Annotated in this window: 22 protein-coding genes; 17 read left to right on the forward strand and 5 right to left on the reverse strand. The window is 38.7% G+C overall.

Translation table 11 applies throughout. From position 1 onward, the window contains the following. Positions 1 to 12 precede the first annotated feature (12 nt). The 7 genes from LC091_RS17055 (at position 13) to LC091_RS17085 (ending at position 4,374) form a co-directional block, all read left to right on the forward strand. Positions 13 to 660 carry a 2OG-Fe(II) oxygenase gene (locus LC091_RS17055; protein ID WP_226683310.1) on the forward strand — a complete coding sequence of 216 codons (648 nt, stop codon included), beginning with the start codon at positions 13 to 15 and terminating at the stop codon, positions 658 to 660. A 336-nt stretch (positions 661 to 996) separates the two neighbouring features. Next, positions 997 to 1,464 carry an NUDIX hydrolase gene (locus tag LC091_RS17060; protein ID WP_226683233.1) on the forward strand — a complete coding sequence of 156 codons (468 nt, stop codon included), beginning with the start codon at positions 997 to 999 and terminating at the stop codon, positions 1,462 to 1,464. Positions 1,465 to 1,482: 18 nt separating this feature from the next. Then, positions 1,483 to 1,944: an NUDIX domain-containing protein gene (locus LC091_RS17065; protein ID WP_226683234.1), complete on the forward strand. Its 462-nt coding sequence runs from the start codon at positions 1,483 to 1,485 to the stop codon at positions 1,942 to 1,944. 2 nt (positions 1,945 to 1,946) lie between these two features. Then, positions 1,947 to 2,396, forward strand: a complete 450-nt coding sequence (locus LC091_RS17070) for a hypothetical protein (protein ID WP_226683235.1) — start codon at positions 1,947 to 1,949, stop codon at positions 2,394 to 2,396. A gap of 115 nt (positions 2,397 to 2,511) precedes the next feature. Next, positions 2,512 to 3,000 carry a hypothetical protein gene (locus LC091_RS17075; RefSeq protein WP_226683236.1) on the forward strand — a complete coding sequence of 163 codons (489 nt, stop codon included), beginning with the start codon at positions 2,512 to 2,514 and terminating at the stop codon, positions 2,998 to 3,000. Between the two features lie 17 nt (positions 3,001 to 3,017). Continuing rightward, positions 3,018 to 3,695 carry a GDSL-type esterase/lipase family protein gene (locus tag LC091_RS17080; protein ID WP_226683237.1) on the forward strand — a complete coding sequence of 226 codons (678 nt, stop codon included), beginning with the start codon at positions 3,018 to 3,020 and terminating at the stop codon, positions 3,693 to 3,695. Positions 3,696 to 3,777: 82 nt separating this feature from the next. Beyond that, entirely contained in the window at positions 3,778 to 4,374 is a 597-nt protein-coding gene (locus LC091_RS17085) for a YdhK family protein (RefSeq protein WP_226683238.1), read from the forward strand. A gap of 28 nt (positions 4,375 to 4,402) precedes the next feature. On the opposite strand, the gene LC091_RS17090 is transcribed toward LC091_RS17085, so the two are convergent. From LC091_RS17090 to LC091_RS17105, 4 genes are all read right to left on the reverse strand, one after another. Beyond that, complete coding sequence (locus LC091_RS17090) at positions 4,403 to 4,918, reverse strand: ferric reductase-like transmembrane domain-containing protein (protein ID WP_226683239.1); 516 nt, start codon at positions 4,916 to 4,918, stop codon at positions 4,403 to 4,405. 170 nt (positions 4,919 to 5,088) lie between these two features. Further along, positions 5,089 to 5,775 (reverse strand): response regulator transcription factor, encoded by a 687-nt coding sequence (locus LC091_RS17095; protein ID WP_226683240.1) that lies wholly within the window; start codon positions 5,773 to 5,775, stop codon positions 5,089 to 5,091. Beyond that, positions 5,753 to 7,135: a sensor histidine kinase gene (locus tag LC091_RS17100; RefSeq protein ID WP_226683241.1), complete on the reverse strand. Its 1,383-nt coding sequence runs from the start codon at positions 7,133 to 7,135 to the stop codon at positions 5,753 to 5,755. Before LC091_RS17100 ends, LC091_RS17095 begins: the two co-directional genes overlap by 23 nt. Before the next feature lie 117 nt (positions 7,136 to 7,252). Further along, on the reverse strand, positions 7,253 to 7,588 hold the full coding sequence (locus LC091_RS17105; protein ID WP_226683242.1) for a four-helix bundle copper-binding protein: 336 nt from the start codon (positions 7,586 to 7,588) through the stop codon (positions 7,253 to 7,255). Between the two features lie 182 nt (positions 7,589 to 7,770). On the opposite strand from LC091_RS17105, the gene LC091_RS17110 reads away from it, so the two are divergent. Then, positions 7,771 to 8,247: a GyrI-like domain-containing protein gene (locus LC091_RS17110; RefSeq protein ID WP_226683243.1), complete on the forward strand. Its 477-nt coding sequence runs from the start codon at positions 7,771 to 7,773 to the stop codon at positions 8,245 to 8,247. A gap of 13 nt (positions 8,248 to 8,260) precedes the next feature. Then, on the forward strand, positions 8,261 to 8,680 hold the full coding sequence (locus tag LC091_RS17115; RefSeq protein ID WP_226683244.1) for a VOC family protein: 420 nt from the start codon (positions 8,261 to 8,263) through the stop codon (positions 8,678 to 8,680). 4 nt (positions 8,681 to 8,684) lie between these two features. Here LC091_RS17115 and LC091_RS17120 read toward each other — a convergent pair whose 3' ends face one another. Beyond that, the gene (locus LC091_RS17120) at positions 8,685 to 8,960 is read right to left on the reverse strand and encodes an RNA polymerase sigma factor (protein WP_226683245.1); all 276 of its coding nucleotides are present in this window, start codon (positions 8,958 to 8,960) and stop codon (positions 8,685 to 8,687) included. Positions 8,961 to 9,089: 129 nt separating this feature from the next. On the opposite strand from LC091_RS17120, the gene LC091_RS17125 reads away from it, so the two are divergent. The 8 genes from LC091_RS17125 to LC091_RS17160 all read left to right on the forward strand — a co-directional run bounded on the left by LC091_RS17125 (position 9,090) and on the right by LC091_RS17160 (position 14,909). Further along, positions 9,090 to 9,665 carry a DUF4256 domain-containing protein gene (locus tag LC091_RS17125; protein ID WP_226683246.1) on the forward strand — a complete coding sequence of 192 codons (576 nt, stop codon included), beginning with the start codon at positions 9,090 to 9,092 and terminating at the stop codon, positions 9,663 to 9,665. 147 nt (positions 9,666 to 9,812) lie between these two features. Continuing rightward, positions 9,813 to 11,102, forward strand: a complete 1,290-nt coding sequence (locus LC091_RS17130; protein ID WP_226683247.1) for a DUF2268 domain-containing protein — start codon at positions 9,813 to 9,815, stop codon at positions 11,100 to 11,102. Between the two features lie 284 nt (positions 11,103 to 11,386). After that, a complete protein-coding gene (locus LC091_RS17135; protein ID WP_226683248.1) occupies positions 11,387 to 11,560 on the forward strand; it encodes a DUF4083 family protein in 174 nt (57 codons plus the stop codon). A 26-nt stretch (positions 11,561 to 11,586) separates the two neighbouring features. Then, positions 11,587 to 12,243 carry a hypothetical protein gene (locus LC091_RS17140; RefSeq protein ID WP_226683249.1) on the forward strand — a complete coding sequence of 219 codons (657 nt, stop codon included), beginning with the start codon at positions 11,587 to 11,589 and terminating at the stop codon, positions 12,241 to 12,243. 38 nt (positions 12,244 to 12,281) lie between these two features. Next, on the forward strand, positions 12,282 to 12,779 hold the full coding sequence (locus tag LC091_RS17145) for a GNAT family N-acetyltransferase (protein WP_226683250.1): 498 nt from the start codon (positions 12,282 to 12,284) through the stop codon (positions 12,777 to 12,779). A 29-nt stretch (positions 12,780 to 12,808) separates the two neighbouring features. Further along, a complete protein-coding gene (locus LC091_RS17150; protein ID WP_226683251.1) occupies positions 12,809 to 13,771 on the forward strand; it encodes a DUF2268 domain-containing protein in 963 nt (320 codons plus the stop codon). A 146-nt stretch (positions 13,772 to 13,917) separates the two neighbouring features. Beyond that, on the forward strand, positions 13,918 to 14,343 hold the full coding sequence (locus LC091_RS17155) for a hypothetical protein (protein ID WP_226683252.1): 426 nt from the start codon (positions 13,918 to 13,920) through the stop codon (positions 14,341 to 14,343). Positions 14,344 to 14,447: 104 nt separating this feature from the next. Further along, positions 14,448 to 14,909 carry a hypothetical protein gene (locus LC091_RS17160; protein WP_226683253.1) on the forward strand — a complete coding sequence of 154 codons (462 nt, stop codon included), beginning with the start codon at positions 14,448 to 14,450 and terminating at the stop codon, positions 14,907 to 14,909. Positions 14,910 to 14,977 lie beyond the last annotated feature (68 nt).

Consider the following 14,977-nt stretch of genomic DNA (forward strand, 5'->3'; position numbering starts at 1 on the left):
TGTTAGTTGACGATGGATACAAGAGATTTAACTGTTAAGGAACAGACTATTTTCCCTCATGTTGGCAATAAAATAAAAACAGAAGATAGAGAGATTGCGATAATTGCACGAATGGAAGAGCCGCTTGTCGTTGTGCTTGCAAATGTTCTTAGCGATGAAGAGTGTGATGAGCTGATTCAATTGTCCAAGGATAAGATGAAACGGTCTAAAGTTGCGAATGGCCTTGAAGTGGATGCTATTAGGACGAGCAGCAGTACCTTTTTCCAAGAAGGGGAAAATGAGCTTGTGGCTAGAATTGAAAAAAGAGTTTCGCAGATTATGAATGTGCCTGTGGAACACGGAGAAGGCTTGCAAATCCTGAACTATCAGGTAGGACAGGAATATAAGGCGCACTTTGATTTCTTTAAGTCTTCCAGTAAGCCAGTTAGTAATCCGCGGATTAGCACGCTTGTCATGTACCTAAACGATGTAGAAGAAGGCGGGGAAACGTATTTTCCTAAGCTGAAATTATCTGTTTCTCCGCAAAAGGGAATGGCGGTTTACTTTGAGTATTTCTATGATGATCAGGAACTGAATGAATTGACCTTACATGGTGGCTCGCCTGTTATTGTTGGGGATAAATGGGCGGCAACGCAGTGGATGAGAAGGAAGAAATACTAGATTCGGGACGCTAATCTCTTTGGAGGTTAGCGTTATTTCATAATCATATGTAAGTTTGACCTCAAAACAGGGTTCAGCAACGACTTTAAAATGGCTTTTCACAAAATACTGTCGGTTGTGCCATGAATACTGTCCAAAACCTATCAAATACTGTCGGGAAAATTTAAATACTGTCCAAAACCGCTTAAATACTGTCCAAAACCGCTTAAATACTGTCGGAAATCACTATAATACAAGCCGTTCGACAAATCCTCCAAAAATCCCACACAACCACCCGGAAACTTATCCATCAACCAATACGTCATATAAAATAAACCGAAAAGGACTGATACTAAAGTGGATTACATCACACACCTAAGATCAATGGTAGGAAACGAAAAAGTAATTATGGTGGTTGCTGGAGCATTTGTTTTTGACTCAGATGGAAAGCTCCTTTTACAACAACGTACAGATAATGCACAATGGGGGCTGCCAGGCGGCTTCATGGAGCTTGGTGAGAACATAACTGATGCGGCAAGAAGAGAAGTCCAAGAAGAAACAGGTCTTCATCTAGAACAACTCGAGCTGTTTGGTCTCTACTCCGGACCAGAGTACGATAAGACATTCGCTAACGGAGACCAGGTCTCATTAGTACAAGTGCTTTTTACTTGTAATCGATATAATGGACAACTCGTAAAAAGTAATGATGAGTCACTAAAAAATGAATTCTTCCATCTACATAGTTTACCAGAAAATATTTTTCCCGAGCACCAAGTATTCCTTGATCACCTTCTGACAAAACATAGTCGCCCTATTGTGAAATAAAGGAGAGGTGGAAATCAAATGCCTATATCAGCTTATTACCGTAAGTTGCGTGAAAGAGTGGGGACCGACCTTCTGCTTCTCCCGAGTGTTGCCGCAGTCATCCAAAATGAAAAATCGGAAATATTGTTTCAATACCCTAGGAACAGTGAGTACTGGAGTTTGCCGGCTGGTGCCATTGAGCCTGGAGAGTCACCATATGAAGCAGTAGTGAGGGAAGTATGGGAAGAGACAGGGCTTGAGGTAGAGCCTACCCACGTAATGGGAGTTTTTGGCGGGAAGGATTTTCGCCACACCTATGCAAATGGAGATCAAGTGGAATACCAAGTAACAATATTTGAATGCAAAATAGTCAGAGGTACCTTGGAAGCGGTGGATGGAGAGTCGGAAATACTAAAGTTTTTTAATGAAGACAATATTCCAAAACTCGTGTTGCCTTATCCAGATTGGGTATTTAAAGCAAATTTAGAACGGGGGTGTTAGTCTTGAACAAAAGTGCGTCTTTATTAGGAATTTGCATTGTTTTTACTTTACTGCTAGCTGCGTGTTCTATGGAGGAACGGAAAACGGATGTTGTGAACGAGGATATAGAAGAAGCTGAAGAGGTCATTGACCAAGTTGTGATTTATGAGATGGAGAGCTTCTCGGTAGTCAAAGTCGATTCGGAAAAGACGCTAACAAACCAAGAGAATATAAAAACTATTCAAGATGCATTCTTGAATGCAAACAAAGAACCTGGTGTAGCTGATATGTCAGATCCTCACTATAAATTGAGGTTGGGTGCGAACTCATACTACCTTTGGATTCACAAATCCTCAGGAACAATTATGAACAGGAAGGACACCCATATCATATATTCTCTTTCCGAGGAAGCGGCACAAGGTGTATATAAATTATTGGATAATATGTACGGGAAGGATAACAATGACCAATAAATTCATACTATAAATTTCCATAAATACGACACATCTCCCAGCAACCTTACCAACTATATTTTAGTAAAATAAGGATATAAAGATAAATCCTAACAGGTGAAAAGAGGAGATGTAGTTGGAGTCTAAGCTGAATTCTAAAAAGTTTTTATTCTATTTTTTCGGTGGATATTTATTCTTGATTGTCGCGCTCATCTTTTTTTCTTCTTCGGCAGATCTTACTGGTGGAGGTAGCACGGAAGATATTGTGCAGTCTTTTGAAGAAGGCATGGCGCATACAGAGAAAAAGAACGAGGAGAAAGCGAAAAAAGAGCCGTTATGGGATGTGCCGAACCATATTGCTGCACCAATCCTCATCATGGCTTCCATACTCGATATTGTGATAATTCTCCTTTGGGCGCGTAACGAGAACAGAAAGCGAGAGGCTCAAGAAGCTGGGATTATTCCAGAGAAGAAAAGATGGACTGATAGCAAGTGGTTCTGGCATATTATAGCTTTGGGAATTGTGCAGCCGAAAAATGGTAGAATAGTAGTGAATTGGCGCAATCTAGTGGCAGCTTTTGTGCTGTTGACTGTATTGAAATTTGCTATTCTAGACCAACTGTAAAAGGGGAGGTATCTTCTATGAAAATCGCATGCATTGGTGACAGCTTAACAGAGGGGAGGCCTGGCGTTTCCTTCTTTAACATATTAAAAAAGAAATACCCTGACATAAGGTTCGTCAACCTTGGAAAGGGCGGGGAAACGGTTAAAAGTTTACATACAAGGCTGAGCAAGAACAAATTAGATCAAGATTATGATCTTGCCTTCCTATGGATTGGAGTCAATGATATTTACTCTAAGCTTTTAAAAGTACAAGCTCAACCAATCACGAGAAATTCAGAAGAATTCCAGGAATTCTATGAACAAGTGCTAGAGTTAGTATCTCAATCATCAAAAAAAATTGTGGTTGTGTCACCTGCTGTGATCGGGGAAAACATCAACTCTTCCAACAGAGGATTGCTCAATCTTTCTATGATTATAAAAGAAATTTCGCAAGAGCATAAGAATGTTATATTCATTGATTTGCACCAAGCTTTTACTGAGCATTTAGATACCTTACATACGACAGATTACCTCAGCACTGGGCTAGGCAGATTAGTGAAGGATGTATTCTTTTACAGAAGCCCAAAGCGAGTAGACCGATTGGCAGCAGAAAGAGGACTGCATTTGACTGTTGATGGTGTTCATCTGAATAGTAACGGTGCTCTAATTGTAGTAAATGAATATGGGAAGGTTATTGATCAAGCTCTTACTAAGTGATTCCAAATGGATGTGCTAGCTCCATATTTTCTGCAAACTTTTTGGGTAAACTACTTGCATAGAACTCAAAGGAGGTTATGGCATGAAAAAAAGAAAGCTACTAGGAGCACTAACCATGGCAGCGGCCATCACACTATCCGGCTGTGCAGCAGGTGATAATGAAGAGGCAGCGCCAAATAATAATCAAGCTAACAATGCAGAAGAAGAATCCCACGACGGTGGTCACGGTGATCACTCCGAAATGGATATGTCCGGTTCAGGTGAAGTTCCTGAAGGTTTAAAAGAAAAAGAAAATCCAACTTTTGAAGTAGGAAGCACGGCTACGATTACTGACGCGCACATGCCAGGTATGGAAGGTGCCGAAGCGACGATTGTGGGAGCCTATGAAACAACTGTTTATTCTATTTCTTATGACCCGACTGATGGCGGAGACAGAGTGGAAGACCATAAGTGGATTATCCACGAGGAAGTGAAAGATGCCAAAGAAGAGCCATATCAAGTTGGCGATGAAGTGGGAGTGAATGCCGACCATATGGAAGGCATGCAAGGTGCTACGGCAACTATTGACTCTGCTGAAGAAACAACGGTTTATATGGTGGACTTTACTCTCACTGACAGCGGAGAAGAAGTGACAAACCATAAATGGGTGACAGAGAGTGAGTTGTCCAAAGAAGAATAGGGAGTGAAAAAGCTTGAAATGAGGTTTATTAATCGACCTTTTTCAAGCTTTTTTCTTTAGATATATTAAAGAACGCAGTGACTCGTATAATGAAAATGGAGACTAACAGAATAATAAATGGTCCTTTAAACCAATTAGCATTTTCAGGTTCGTGGAAAAAAAGAAAATAAAGTGTGTGCAACATAACGAGTGTATATAAAGCAGTAATTTTTTGCTGAAGGTATTTCCATGATTTTTTTCCGAGAAGTTTGATACTCCAGTCATTAGAAGTAATTGTGAGTATTAAATAATAGATGAGAGCCAATATGCCAATTGTATTGGCAAGGGCAAAGCCCGGGTGCAGTATCCAAGGCTGTCCCGGTGGGGTGAAAATAAAGAATAAACGCTCCAGATTCCATTCCACCCAGCCATCCAGAATGATGAATGTGTGCAACAAGGCATGGATAGCAGACCAGATCCCAAGGGGTCTTCTCAAGCTGATTTGCTTTTTCAAAGGACTATAGAAATGCGATAGTGGACCCATTATCAAAACGATACCAAGCATAAATAGGGAAACATCTGCAAACGCTCTGTTCCATGAGTGAAGAGGCTCAAAATCATTCCTTGTTTGAACTAATATAAAGCAAACTACAAACGAAGATATCCCCTATAGTAGCATGTTGTTTAATTAATCTAATAGATGCCGTCATTTTTCCACCAACCAATCTTATGCATTCAGCCCCTATCACTCCACCTATACCCAACTCCCCAAATGGTCTCAAGGTACTTATCTACTTCAAACCCAGCGTTACGCAACTTACTTCGAAGGTTTCGGATATGCGAGTCAATGGTTCGGCTCTCCGTCTCAGCGTCAAACTCCCATAGGGACATAATCAGATGTTCTCTTGAAAACACTTTATCTTGGTTTAAAAGGAATGTTTCAAGTAGAGCGAACTCTTTTGGTGTAACAGGAATCTTTTCTCCGTTATTTTCTACATGAAAAGAAGTAGTGTTAAGAAGCAGTCCATTAAAGCGCAGTGAAAAAGCAGGGGCCTCTACCACTTTTGTCCGTCTCATCACAGCTTCCATTCTTGCGATAAGTTCTTCCTCATTAAACGGTTTTGCTACATAGTCATCTGCTCCACCTTTAAGGCCCCTTACAATATCATCTTTATCGTTTCTGGCAGTAAGCATGATGACAGGGACATTGGAAAATTCTCTAATTTTTATTAAGCTGTCCCACCCATCCATGTCTGGCATCATGATATCTAATAAAACAACATCCACTTCTTCCTTTTTTAAAAATGTTAGTGCATCTCTACCTGACTGATAGGGAATGCATTCATAATGATGAGGAGTCAGGTAAAGTGTTAGCAGGTCAAGCATTCTTTTTTCATCATCAATCAGTAGAATTCTTGTCATCTTCGATCTCCTTCCATACAATGGTGACGGCAGTTCCTACATGTTGTTTACTAGTAATAGACAGGGTTGCGCCATGAGCTTCCACGAGTTCATTCACGATACTTAAGCCAAGTCCGACACCACCTGTCAAGCGAGAACGCGATTTCTCCACCCGGTAAAAACGATCAAGAATATAAGGGATATCTTCTTTTGGGATACCTATTCCTTCGTCATCTATAATTAGAAGGCATTCGTTCCCTTTTTTACTTAGTTGAATCGTAGTGGTGGAGCCTGTTGATGAATATTTCAGCGCATTGTCCAACACATTCAAGACAATCTGTTCAAAACGTCTGGGATCTATGAGTGCTTCAAAGTTTTGATTGGTTTCAAACATCAAGTGAATTCCGGCATTTTCAAAGGCAGGCCGTGCTTTTTCGTAAATCGGCAAGATGAATTTTTCCATGTCCATTCTTTGTGGCTGGATCGAGAAAGCGTTTTGATCCATTTTTGCCAGTTCAAATAAATCTTCGAGCATACTTGAAACACGGTTGGATTCTTCATGGATAATATTAAGGTATTCCAGCCTGGCTGATTCCTCAAGATTCGGTTTTCTTCCAAGATCGGCATAACCTTTAATATATGTTAACGGAGTTCGTAGTTCATGAGAAATGCTTGCGAGAAATTCTTTCCTCTCCTTCTGCAAATGATTCAAGTTGTTGGCCAATGATTGAATCGATTCGGCCAATTCTCCAAGCTCATCTTTTGTTTTTACAGGTAATTTCACTGAAAAGTCACCATCGCTAATCTTTTGCGTAGCATCTTTCATTCTGATTAGTGGCTTGGTCAGCAATTTAATGAGGAAAATATTTGTAATGAGTAAAAAGAACATGATAATAACAACCGCTATGGCGAAGTGATGATTCAATTGCTGTATAACCTTCTGTAGAGAGTCGGTACTTTTCAGCATATAGACATAACCTGTAGAACCGTTTTCTGAACGAAAAGGGGATACAGTTGCAATAAATCGTTCTTGTTTCCAGTCGTCTTGGACCACGCCATCTCGAGTCGGTGAAGCCGATTGATTTATGTAATGTGGCAAGTTTCTTTTTTGAACAGATGAGTCAATTAGAGAGGCGTCCCCATCTAATATAACGACTTCTGTATCCGTGTTAGACTCCATCAATACAATATGTTGGAGTGTTTCAGGGGTAAAGGAGGTTTCCAAAACATCCCGGTGGCTGTTTCCCCTAGCCAACAATGAATCCAATTCCTCTTTTACTAGCGAATCTACCACATGACGATGCAAAACCAACATGGATACGGATTCAATAATGAGTAGACATATAAAAAACCATAAACCTAGTTTAGTAGAGAATTTCATTATAGTTCACCTATATCTTAAAATGTATGTACCTTCAGTTTATCAAGAAACTATAGAGAAAGTATGCAGAAAAACTAAAAAACGCGCCATCAACATGACGCGTTTAGAAATTGTATATTAGTGGCTAAGCATTTCCCTGCAAGCAGCAGCACAACGTCTGCACGCTTCGGCACATCTTTGGCAGTGATCATGACTATGCTTGCTGCACTCATCCGCACATGCCTCGCATATTTCTGCACACAGGCTGCAAATCTGTTCCATAAAAGGACTGTTGGATTGAATTGCTCTCGCTGCAAGTGCACAAATATCCGAACATTCTCTATCAAGTCGAATACATGCGGCCATCATGTTCACATCTTTCTCATTCAAACATGCATCAAAGCAGGTGTTACACGCCTCCATACAAGCAAGGCACTCCTCTAAACATTTTTGGTGTTGTTCATTACTTAACATAATTAAAAACTCCTTTCAAAAGTAGGTTCCGTATTTGTTTACCCGTCATAACAGGATAATAACTTAATAGTGGAAACTCCTAAGAATCTGCAAGGTTTTGTAACAAAATGCGAAAATGGATTGTATTTACAGTTAGTATTTGAAATAATCAGAAATATAGAGTGTGTAAGGAGTGGGTTGTAATGAAAGTCAAAAAATCTATAGAACCAGTTGTGAAAAATATGGAAGTACTCAATTTAACAGGTTATCGTGTATTATGTGCAGCGGAAGAGTATGCTGTGGAAATACCTAAAGCTTCAAAGCTACTAGAATCACGCTTGTCTGAAATTAATAACGTGAAAAATAGAGATATTCAGTTTGGAGCTTTCATTGTAGACACCAAGTCAGAAGAGGAAGATGGATACTGGGTGGCAGTCGAAGTGGAGGAATTTGAAGAAACCCCTGAGGGAATGGTCACGCTGACTGTTCCTGCACAAAGATATGCAGCAGCAAAATATGATGGGGCAAACACTGGAATTTTTAATGCATATGAAGAATTACATAGCTGGGCAGCAGAGCAAGGGTACATAAGACGTAAAGACAAATGGCATATTGAGATATTCAAGTCTTGGGACGACCCCAATAACTTAGTAGTGGAATTATTAGATACGGTTGAATAAAGGAGGAAGTCAAATGACCGAGAAATTATGGAGAGTAGGGACGACATATATTCCGGTTGCAGATGTAAAAGCTTCTGCTGATTGGTATGTAAGTAAGTTGGGAGCGGAAATGAACTACCAAGATGAAGACAAAGCAATTATTAACCTCGCAGAGCAAAGTCTGTTTCTGGTAAAAGCAAAAGAAGGTCAAACCTCGAATTTTATAGATGCAAGTGGAAAGGTGCGCTTCTCTTTAACATTTGAAGTAGATGGTCTAAGCGCATTAGAGAATATGCACCATGATTTCGTTAAGCAAGGAATCAAAGTAGGCGAGATAGAAAATAGAGGTCACATGGGAAGAAATTTTGTATTTGAAGATCTCGATGGGAATAAATTTGATGTGTGGAGCGAGCTGAGTCTGAAATTTAAAGAAAAATATTTTAACAAACTCTAACGATTCAAGACAATTTTTTTAAAGGATTTAATAGTATGGAAAAGATTAATTTTGCCAGCAGGGAGGAGAGTCTACTTTCTTCAAATGTGTGAAGTAAAGAAGGGTTATTCCATATGGATTTGAGGGCATCTTTAAGAATGCGTTCCGCTTCTTCGGCTGAAGAGACTTGGCAACGAACCGTTTGATAGAGAAATACCTCATATTGGTCATAAAATACTTCAAAGGCAGATTGATCTTTGGCAGTGATAATTTCGAATAGCTGTTGTTTGTTTATTTTCATAGATATCTCCTATACTATTTAATATAGTACATTTATACCACTTTTAATAACGAGACAAACGATATAATAAACTTGGATGTGCTAAGAGCAAAGGTTCTGCTTAAATAATTGACACAGGAGTGAACTCATATGACAAATACTTCTACTAGTGAAAAGAATCTATCATTCGAACAAACAGAAGAACTGATTTCCTTATTAAAGAAGCGGTTTGACAAAAACATTCAACGCCATGAAGAAATTGAATGGGATAAAGTTCAGGAAAAGTTAGAAAATAGCCCAGAAAAACTTTGGTCACTCTCTGAAATGGAGCGTACCGAAGGGGAACCAGACGTCATTGGTTATGATAAGGAAAAGGATGAGTTTATATTTTGCGATTGCTCTAAGGAGAGTCCTAAAGGACGAAGAAGTGTGTGTTATGATCGTGCGGCACTAGAGGCAAGAAAAAAGTTTAAGCCTGAAAATAGTGCCATAGATATGGCAATTGAAATGGGCATTGAAATGTTGACAGAAGAGCAATATCGCGAGTTACAAAAACTTGGAGAATTCGATCTAAAAACTTCCAGCTGGGTGCAAACACCGGATGAAATTAGAAAGCTTGGCGGTGCACTGTTCTGTGACCGTCGCTTTAATCACGTCTTCTTGTACCATAATGGAGCGGACTCTTATTATGGTGCACGGGGATTCCGTGGGATGTTGAGGGTGTAAGTAAAAAGGTTATTTTAAAAAGACGCAGAAGGTAAAATCTTCTGCGTCTTTTATTTTTTACAAAAAGATTGGAAACTTTTTCATCTGTAAATCGTATATAGACGAAAGTGAATAAACAGTTAATAGTAAGGAGGCATTACATATTAATTGAAAACAATAGTCAGCAAAATATTAATAGTAATAATCGTACCAATACTTTTCGTCCTCTGGTTTCATCACCATAAAGTTATGGATGAGGACTATACTAAACTAACAATTAGAATGCCAAATCAGGGTGTGACTGTCATTGATGACAAGGAACGAATTGAAGAAATTATCAATGCTATTAATGAAGGTCCACGAAACTTCGGTACGGAAAAACCTTGGTACAATTATGAACTTGCCAGCCTTATTTTTGAAAAAAGAAGTGGAGACAGCAAGGCGCTTCATTATATGACAGAGAACCAAAATATAAAGATTAAGTTTGGTGAGATTAATACGGATCTAGTATTTGAAGATTTGTACGTGAGTGAAAATGCAACAGCAGCCGTTGTGAAAGATGTTCAGGAAAAAGTGATACTAGAACATGGAACCTCGGAAACATACACCACTAATGGGCAAACGTTTGAAATTATTCCTTATCATCAACCTTATATAGACTTTATGGAAGAGCTTGAAGCGACGAAAGGTGATCGGGAGGAACTGTTTTCAACACACGTTGTGAAGCCATTTAGTAAAGAAATTTATGGGTATGAATATTCCTCCAGGGATGATCCCTTCTACGCTCCACCAGTCAATACGGATATCCTTAGACAAATGATTGTACAGCTGGATGATCAGTATGAGGAGATTAGTAGATTTATAAAAGAGGGGTTAGAGGACTCCACCGCTTTACTGACAGGAAGCGAAAAGGTCAGAATCTATCTTCAGCCACACAGTCCGGATTTTAATTACTTAGAAATGGGTGGGGTTGTGGCGTTTGCTGCGGATAAAGATGTCATGGTTCTGCAAATCGATCCGCGAAAGTACACGGAAAAAAGCATTAAACAAACTATTGCGCATGAATTCCACCATGTAGTAACCATGGAAGTTTCCGACTGGTCCTATCGTAAACAACATCTCTTAGACCGGGTAATCATGGAGGGGAAGGCGGACACTTTTGGAAAACTGGTGTATCCGGACTATGATGTAGCATGGATTGAACCTCTAAGTCCTGAAGCGACGGAAAAAGTTTGGAGTTTCATTGAAGAAAATAAGGGTTCCTATGAAATGGAAGATGTGACGGTGCTACATATGGGACAGCCATCATCTGGCATTCCTAAATGGTCTAACTACAGAATAGGCTATCGGATTATGGAAGATTTCTTGATGGAGAATCCAGAACTTACTCTAGGGGAATGGACCGAGATGAGAGCGGATGAGATTTTGGAATTGAGTGGATTTGGAGCGGTGGATTAGGGCTGAGCTGAGTTGAATGTGCCGGCTGTGATTTTAGACCGATTTGAGTTGATATAGAAGCGAAGAGTGTTTCTCAACTCCCAAAATGTTGCAAAGAAAGGGAAAACGGTAAGAGAGGGCTTCTCTACACCAGAAAAGCTGCAATGAAGGGAAAACGGTAAGAGAGAGGGCTTCTCTACGCCCGAAAAGCTGCAAAGAAAGGGAAAACGGTAAGAGAGAGGGCTTCTTTACACCAGAAAAGCTGCAAAGAAAGGGAAAACGGTAAGAGAAGGAGGGGAATCTAAATGGGTGATGCTATTTTTCAATTTGTTGTTGTTGGACTGATAATAATAGGGAGTATTTCTTTTACTCTATTTATCAGAAGACTGCTTATTAATGCATCTTATAAGAATCAAAGATTAAATAATATTGAACAAAAACTAGACATTATCATAAAGAAGATGGATAAAGATAAGTAACTTAAAGTAAAGAAGGAGGGTCATTTATGAATTTCAAGACTAATATGAGATTGGTTAATTCGCGGAGATACTTCCTGTCTTTTAGTATCATGTTCGCCACCATCCTCTTCATCTCAGGATGCTCTCAATTCGAAGATCAAAAAGACCCTACCATTGCACTGAATACAGATTCAGACTACCATCAAACCTTCGAGAATCTAAACCTAGGTTACATCTCAGATTTCGATTTTCACCTCCCGGATGCAGATAAAAGATGGGTAAATATATGGGTAGAGAGATACATAGACGGGGTCAAAGATTCTGAGCCAATAACACAGTTATCCTACGGTAATAGCCCCAATAATTTGGAAGAGGGAAGTCTAGGTTTTGGGATGATAAATCCTTATGATGAAGATACACTAGTATTTTTATATGCACCTGGTGTAAGTACGCATCCTTCTATTATTGAAAAAGAAAAGAGTACTAATAGTATGAGTTCTTGGGAAAATGCCATTGGAGAAGACAAAGTTGCATTAAAGATAGGAGAACCCATCATTCTTGCTGCTTATAGACAGACGGAAAAAGACTCGATTTCAAGTATTGATTTTCAAAATGAAGAATCCATTAACAGAATAATAAAAGAGGACGACATGGTAATATTACTAAAAATAGTAATTGAAGAAAGCGATGCAGTGGGGAACTAATACAGTAGAGCCCTTAAAAAGCAAAGGGGAGAACACCTATGATAATAAGACATTTAACTCCAACTGATGCAGAAAGTTATAGAACCATTAGGTTGGAGGCATTGAAAAATAAACCGGAAGCATTCAGCTCCAGTTACGAAGACGAAGTAGATTTTACTGTTGAAAAATACAGAAATAGATTTAGCAATGACCACACCTACACCTTTGGAGCTTTTAAGGGAGAAAATTTGGTCGGTACGGTAACCCTACTTTGTGAAACCAAAAAGAAAATTAAGCATCGAGCTACCATAGTAGCAATGTATGTCATGCCTAATCAACGAAAATTAGGCGTTGGAAAAGCACTCATGAACGTAGCTATAAACAAAGCGAAAGAATTAAAGGAAATTGAACAAGTCTATCTGACAGTGACAGCAAGCAATGAACCTGCAAAACGTCTATATGAATCCCTGGGGTTTGTGACTTATGGAATAGATAGAAATGGATTGAAAATTGATGACACCTATTTTGACGAGGAATTGATGGTCTTGGAGCTCTAATTCTAATAAGGGGAGAACAGGGGGAGTAAATGAGGATTTTTCTTTTAATAAGTTTGTTGATTCTAGCTGGATGTGAGAGTGGAACAAAAGAGGTGACAGTAGAGAAGGAAAAAGAACTAGTTCTGAAAAATAATAGTGTGGATACTTTTTCAGTCAATGGACAGGAATTTGAAATTCATCCGTGGTATGGATATTATGTTGAGTATTTGAACGAGGAATATAGCTCAGCTGAAGCAAGGAGTGACAATTTCCAGAAGGTTGTTGGAAACCCTTTGAGTAATGAAGTATTGGGATATGATTATGGTTACCAGAATAGCATATACTTTAAGCCACCTTATAATAGAAACAAATTAAAAGATTATATTGTAAAATTGGATGAACGTCATAAAGAAATTGTAGAAATTATTAAAGAAGCTTTGACTAATTCAACCTCCCTTCTTTCTGGTGGGAATTATAAGATATATCTGGCCCCGTTTAATTCGGACGTGGATACAAAAGAGTTTCATGGGGTTACAGGATTTGCGGAGAAGAATGCGATGATTCTCATGCTGGATCCATATAATATGACAGAAAAAAGCATCAAAGAGCTTATTGCCCATGAATATCATCACTTAGTGTACATGGAAATCTCTGATTATAACACACGCACGGCTCATCTTTTAGAAAAAGTTGTTATGGAAGGGAAAGCGGAAACATTCACCAAAATTCTCTATCCCGATTACGAAGTTCATTGGATAGAGCCATTAAGTAATGATGAAAGAGATAGAGTCTGGAGCTACATGGATGAGAACAAATACTCCATTAGTGAGGAGGATTACAGTGTGCTCAACAATGGTAGCATTTCCAAAGAGCTTCCTAGTTGGTCCAACTATAGAATGGGCTATCAAATAATGCAGGAGTATTTAAAGAAAAATCCTGATTTACCGATAGAACAATGGACAGTAATAAAAGCGGTAGAGATTATGGATGGATTAGAATTTGAGAGCGAATAAATATTGTGTTAAAGGAACTTGTCTCACACCAAGAGATAAGTTTCTTTTTGTTTTAAAACAAAATAAATTTATTGATAATCAATAAATAATCTGGTAATATACTGTTAATTAATGTAAAGATAACGGGTGCGAAGGGGGATGAGAAATTGAAAAAAGTATCATTGATTACCACAGTTATGTTGTTAATTTTATCTGGATGTAACCAATACTCTAGGGCGGATATTCCAGCAGAAGGAACTTTTCATTTGGCTCTTATCAATAACACCGAAGTTGATGTCTACGGATATGAGGTCAGCTATTCCCAAGATGGAACACACAGAGGGGGAAGTGGTGGTGGTCAATATGCTGATAATTCCAAGATAAAGAAGGGGGATATGTTCACGCTGGACTTTAATCATGTAAATTTTCTCCCGGACAAAGAGGTTACTTTTGTAATAACGGTCTTTACAGGAGAGCATCAAACGGAAAAAGTAACGTTGAGTTCCCCGGTTACCACCATGCTTTCTAATTTGGAAAGTATTTATTATGTAGAGATCACGGGAGACAGTACAAAAAATCTTAGCGTACATTAGGTGATGAACCAGTGATAAGGTATAGAAAAATTTACATAATTTATGTTTTATTCATTATTCTTTTTACATCAGCATGTAATACATCGAAAGAAATCAATGAATACATGAGAGAGGTAGAATCAACCAATCTATCAGGTGAAACTATCGATGGGATTGAATTGGGTATGGATATTTCCAATGAAACATTTCAGCAGAAATATGGCAGAGCAAAACCGGACCCAGATAATCAGCATTATTCTGCACAAGGCAGGAAATATGATCAATATTGGATTAATGGACTTTTGTTGGGGGTAGATAGAGAGACCAATGAAATTTTATCTATAGGTAGAATAAGTAACCATCCTTCCTCAGCTGAGAACAGAGTTGAGTTAGGGGACTCCATGGAGAAAGTTATCTTGGAGTATGGAGACCACTTTTATACATACAATGATTCACAGCAAAGTATCTCTGTCATTGGGTATGTGGATCATTCTAACAATCTCCACCTGTCAATTAATCATTCTGAGAACAGAGTAATTGGTATTAGTTTAAGCTATGCGTTTGATAGGTTGCTTTGGGAAAAATAAATGGAAAAACTGTGGAACTAAATTAGTGTGCATTTCGTATAGGTAATGAATATAATTTTCATAAAAGA

The sequence above is a fragment of the Sutcliffiella horikoshii genome (genome assembly GCF_020524325.1).
In the GTDB taxonomy this organism is placed as follows: Bacteria; Bacillota; Bacilli; order Bacillales; family Bacillaceae_I; genus Sutcliffiella_A; species Sutcliffiella_A horikoshii_D.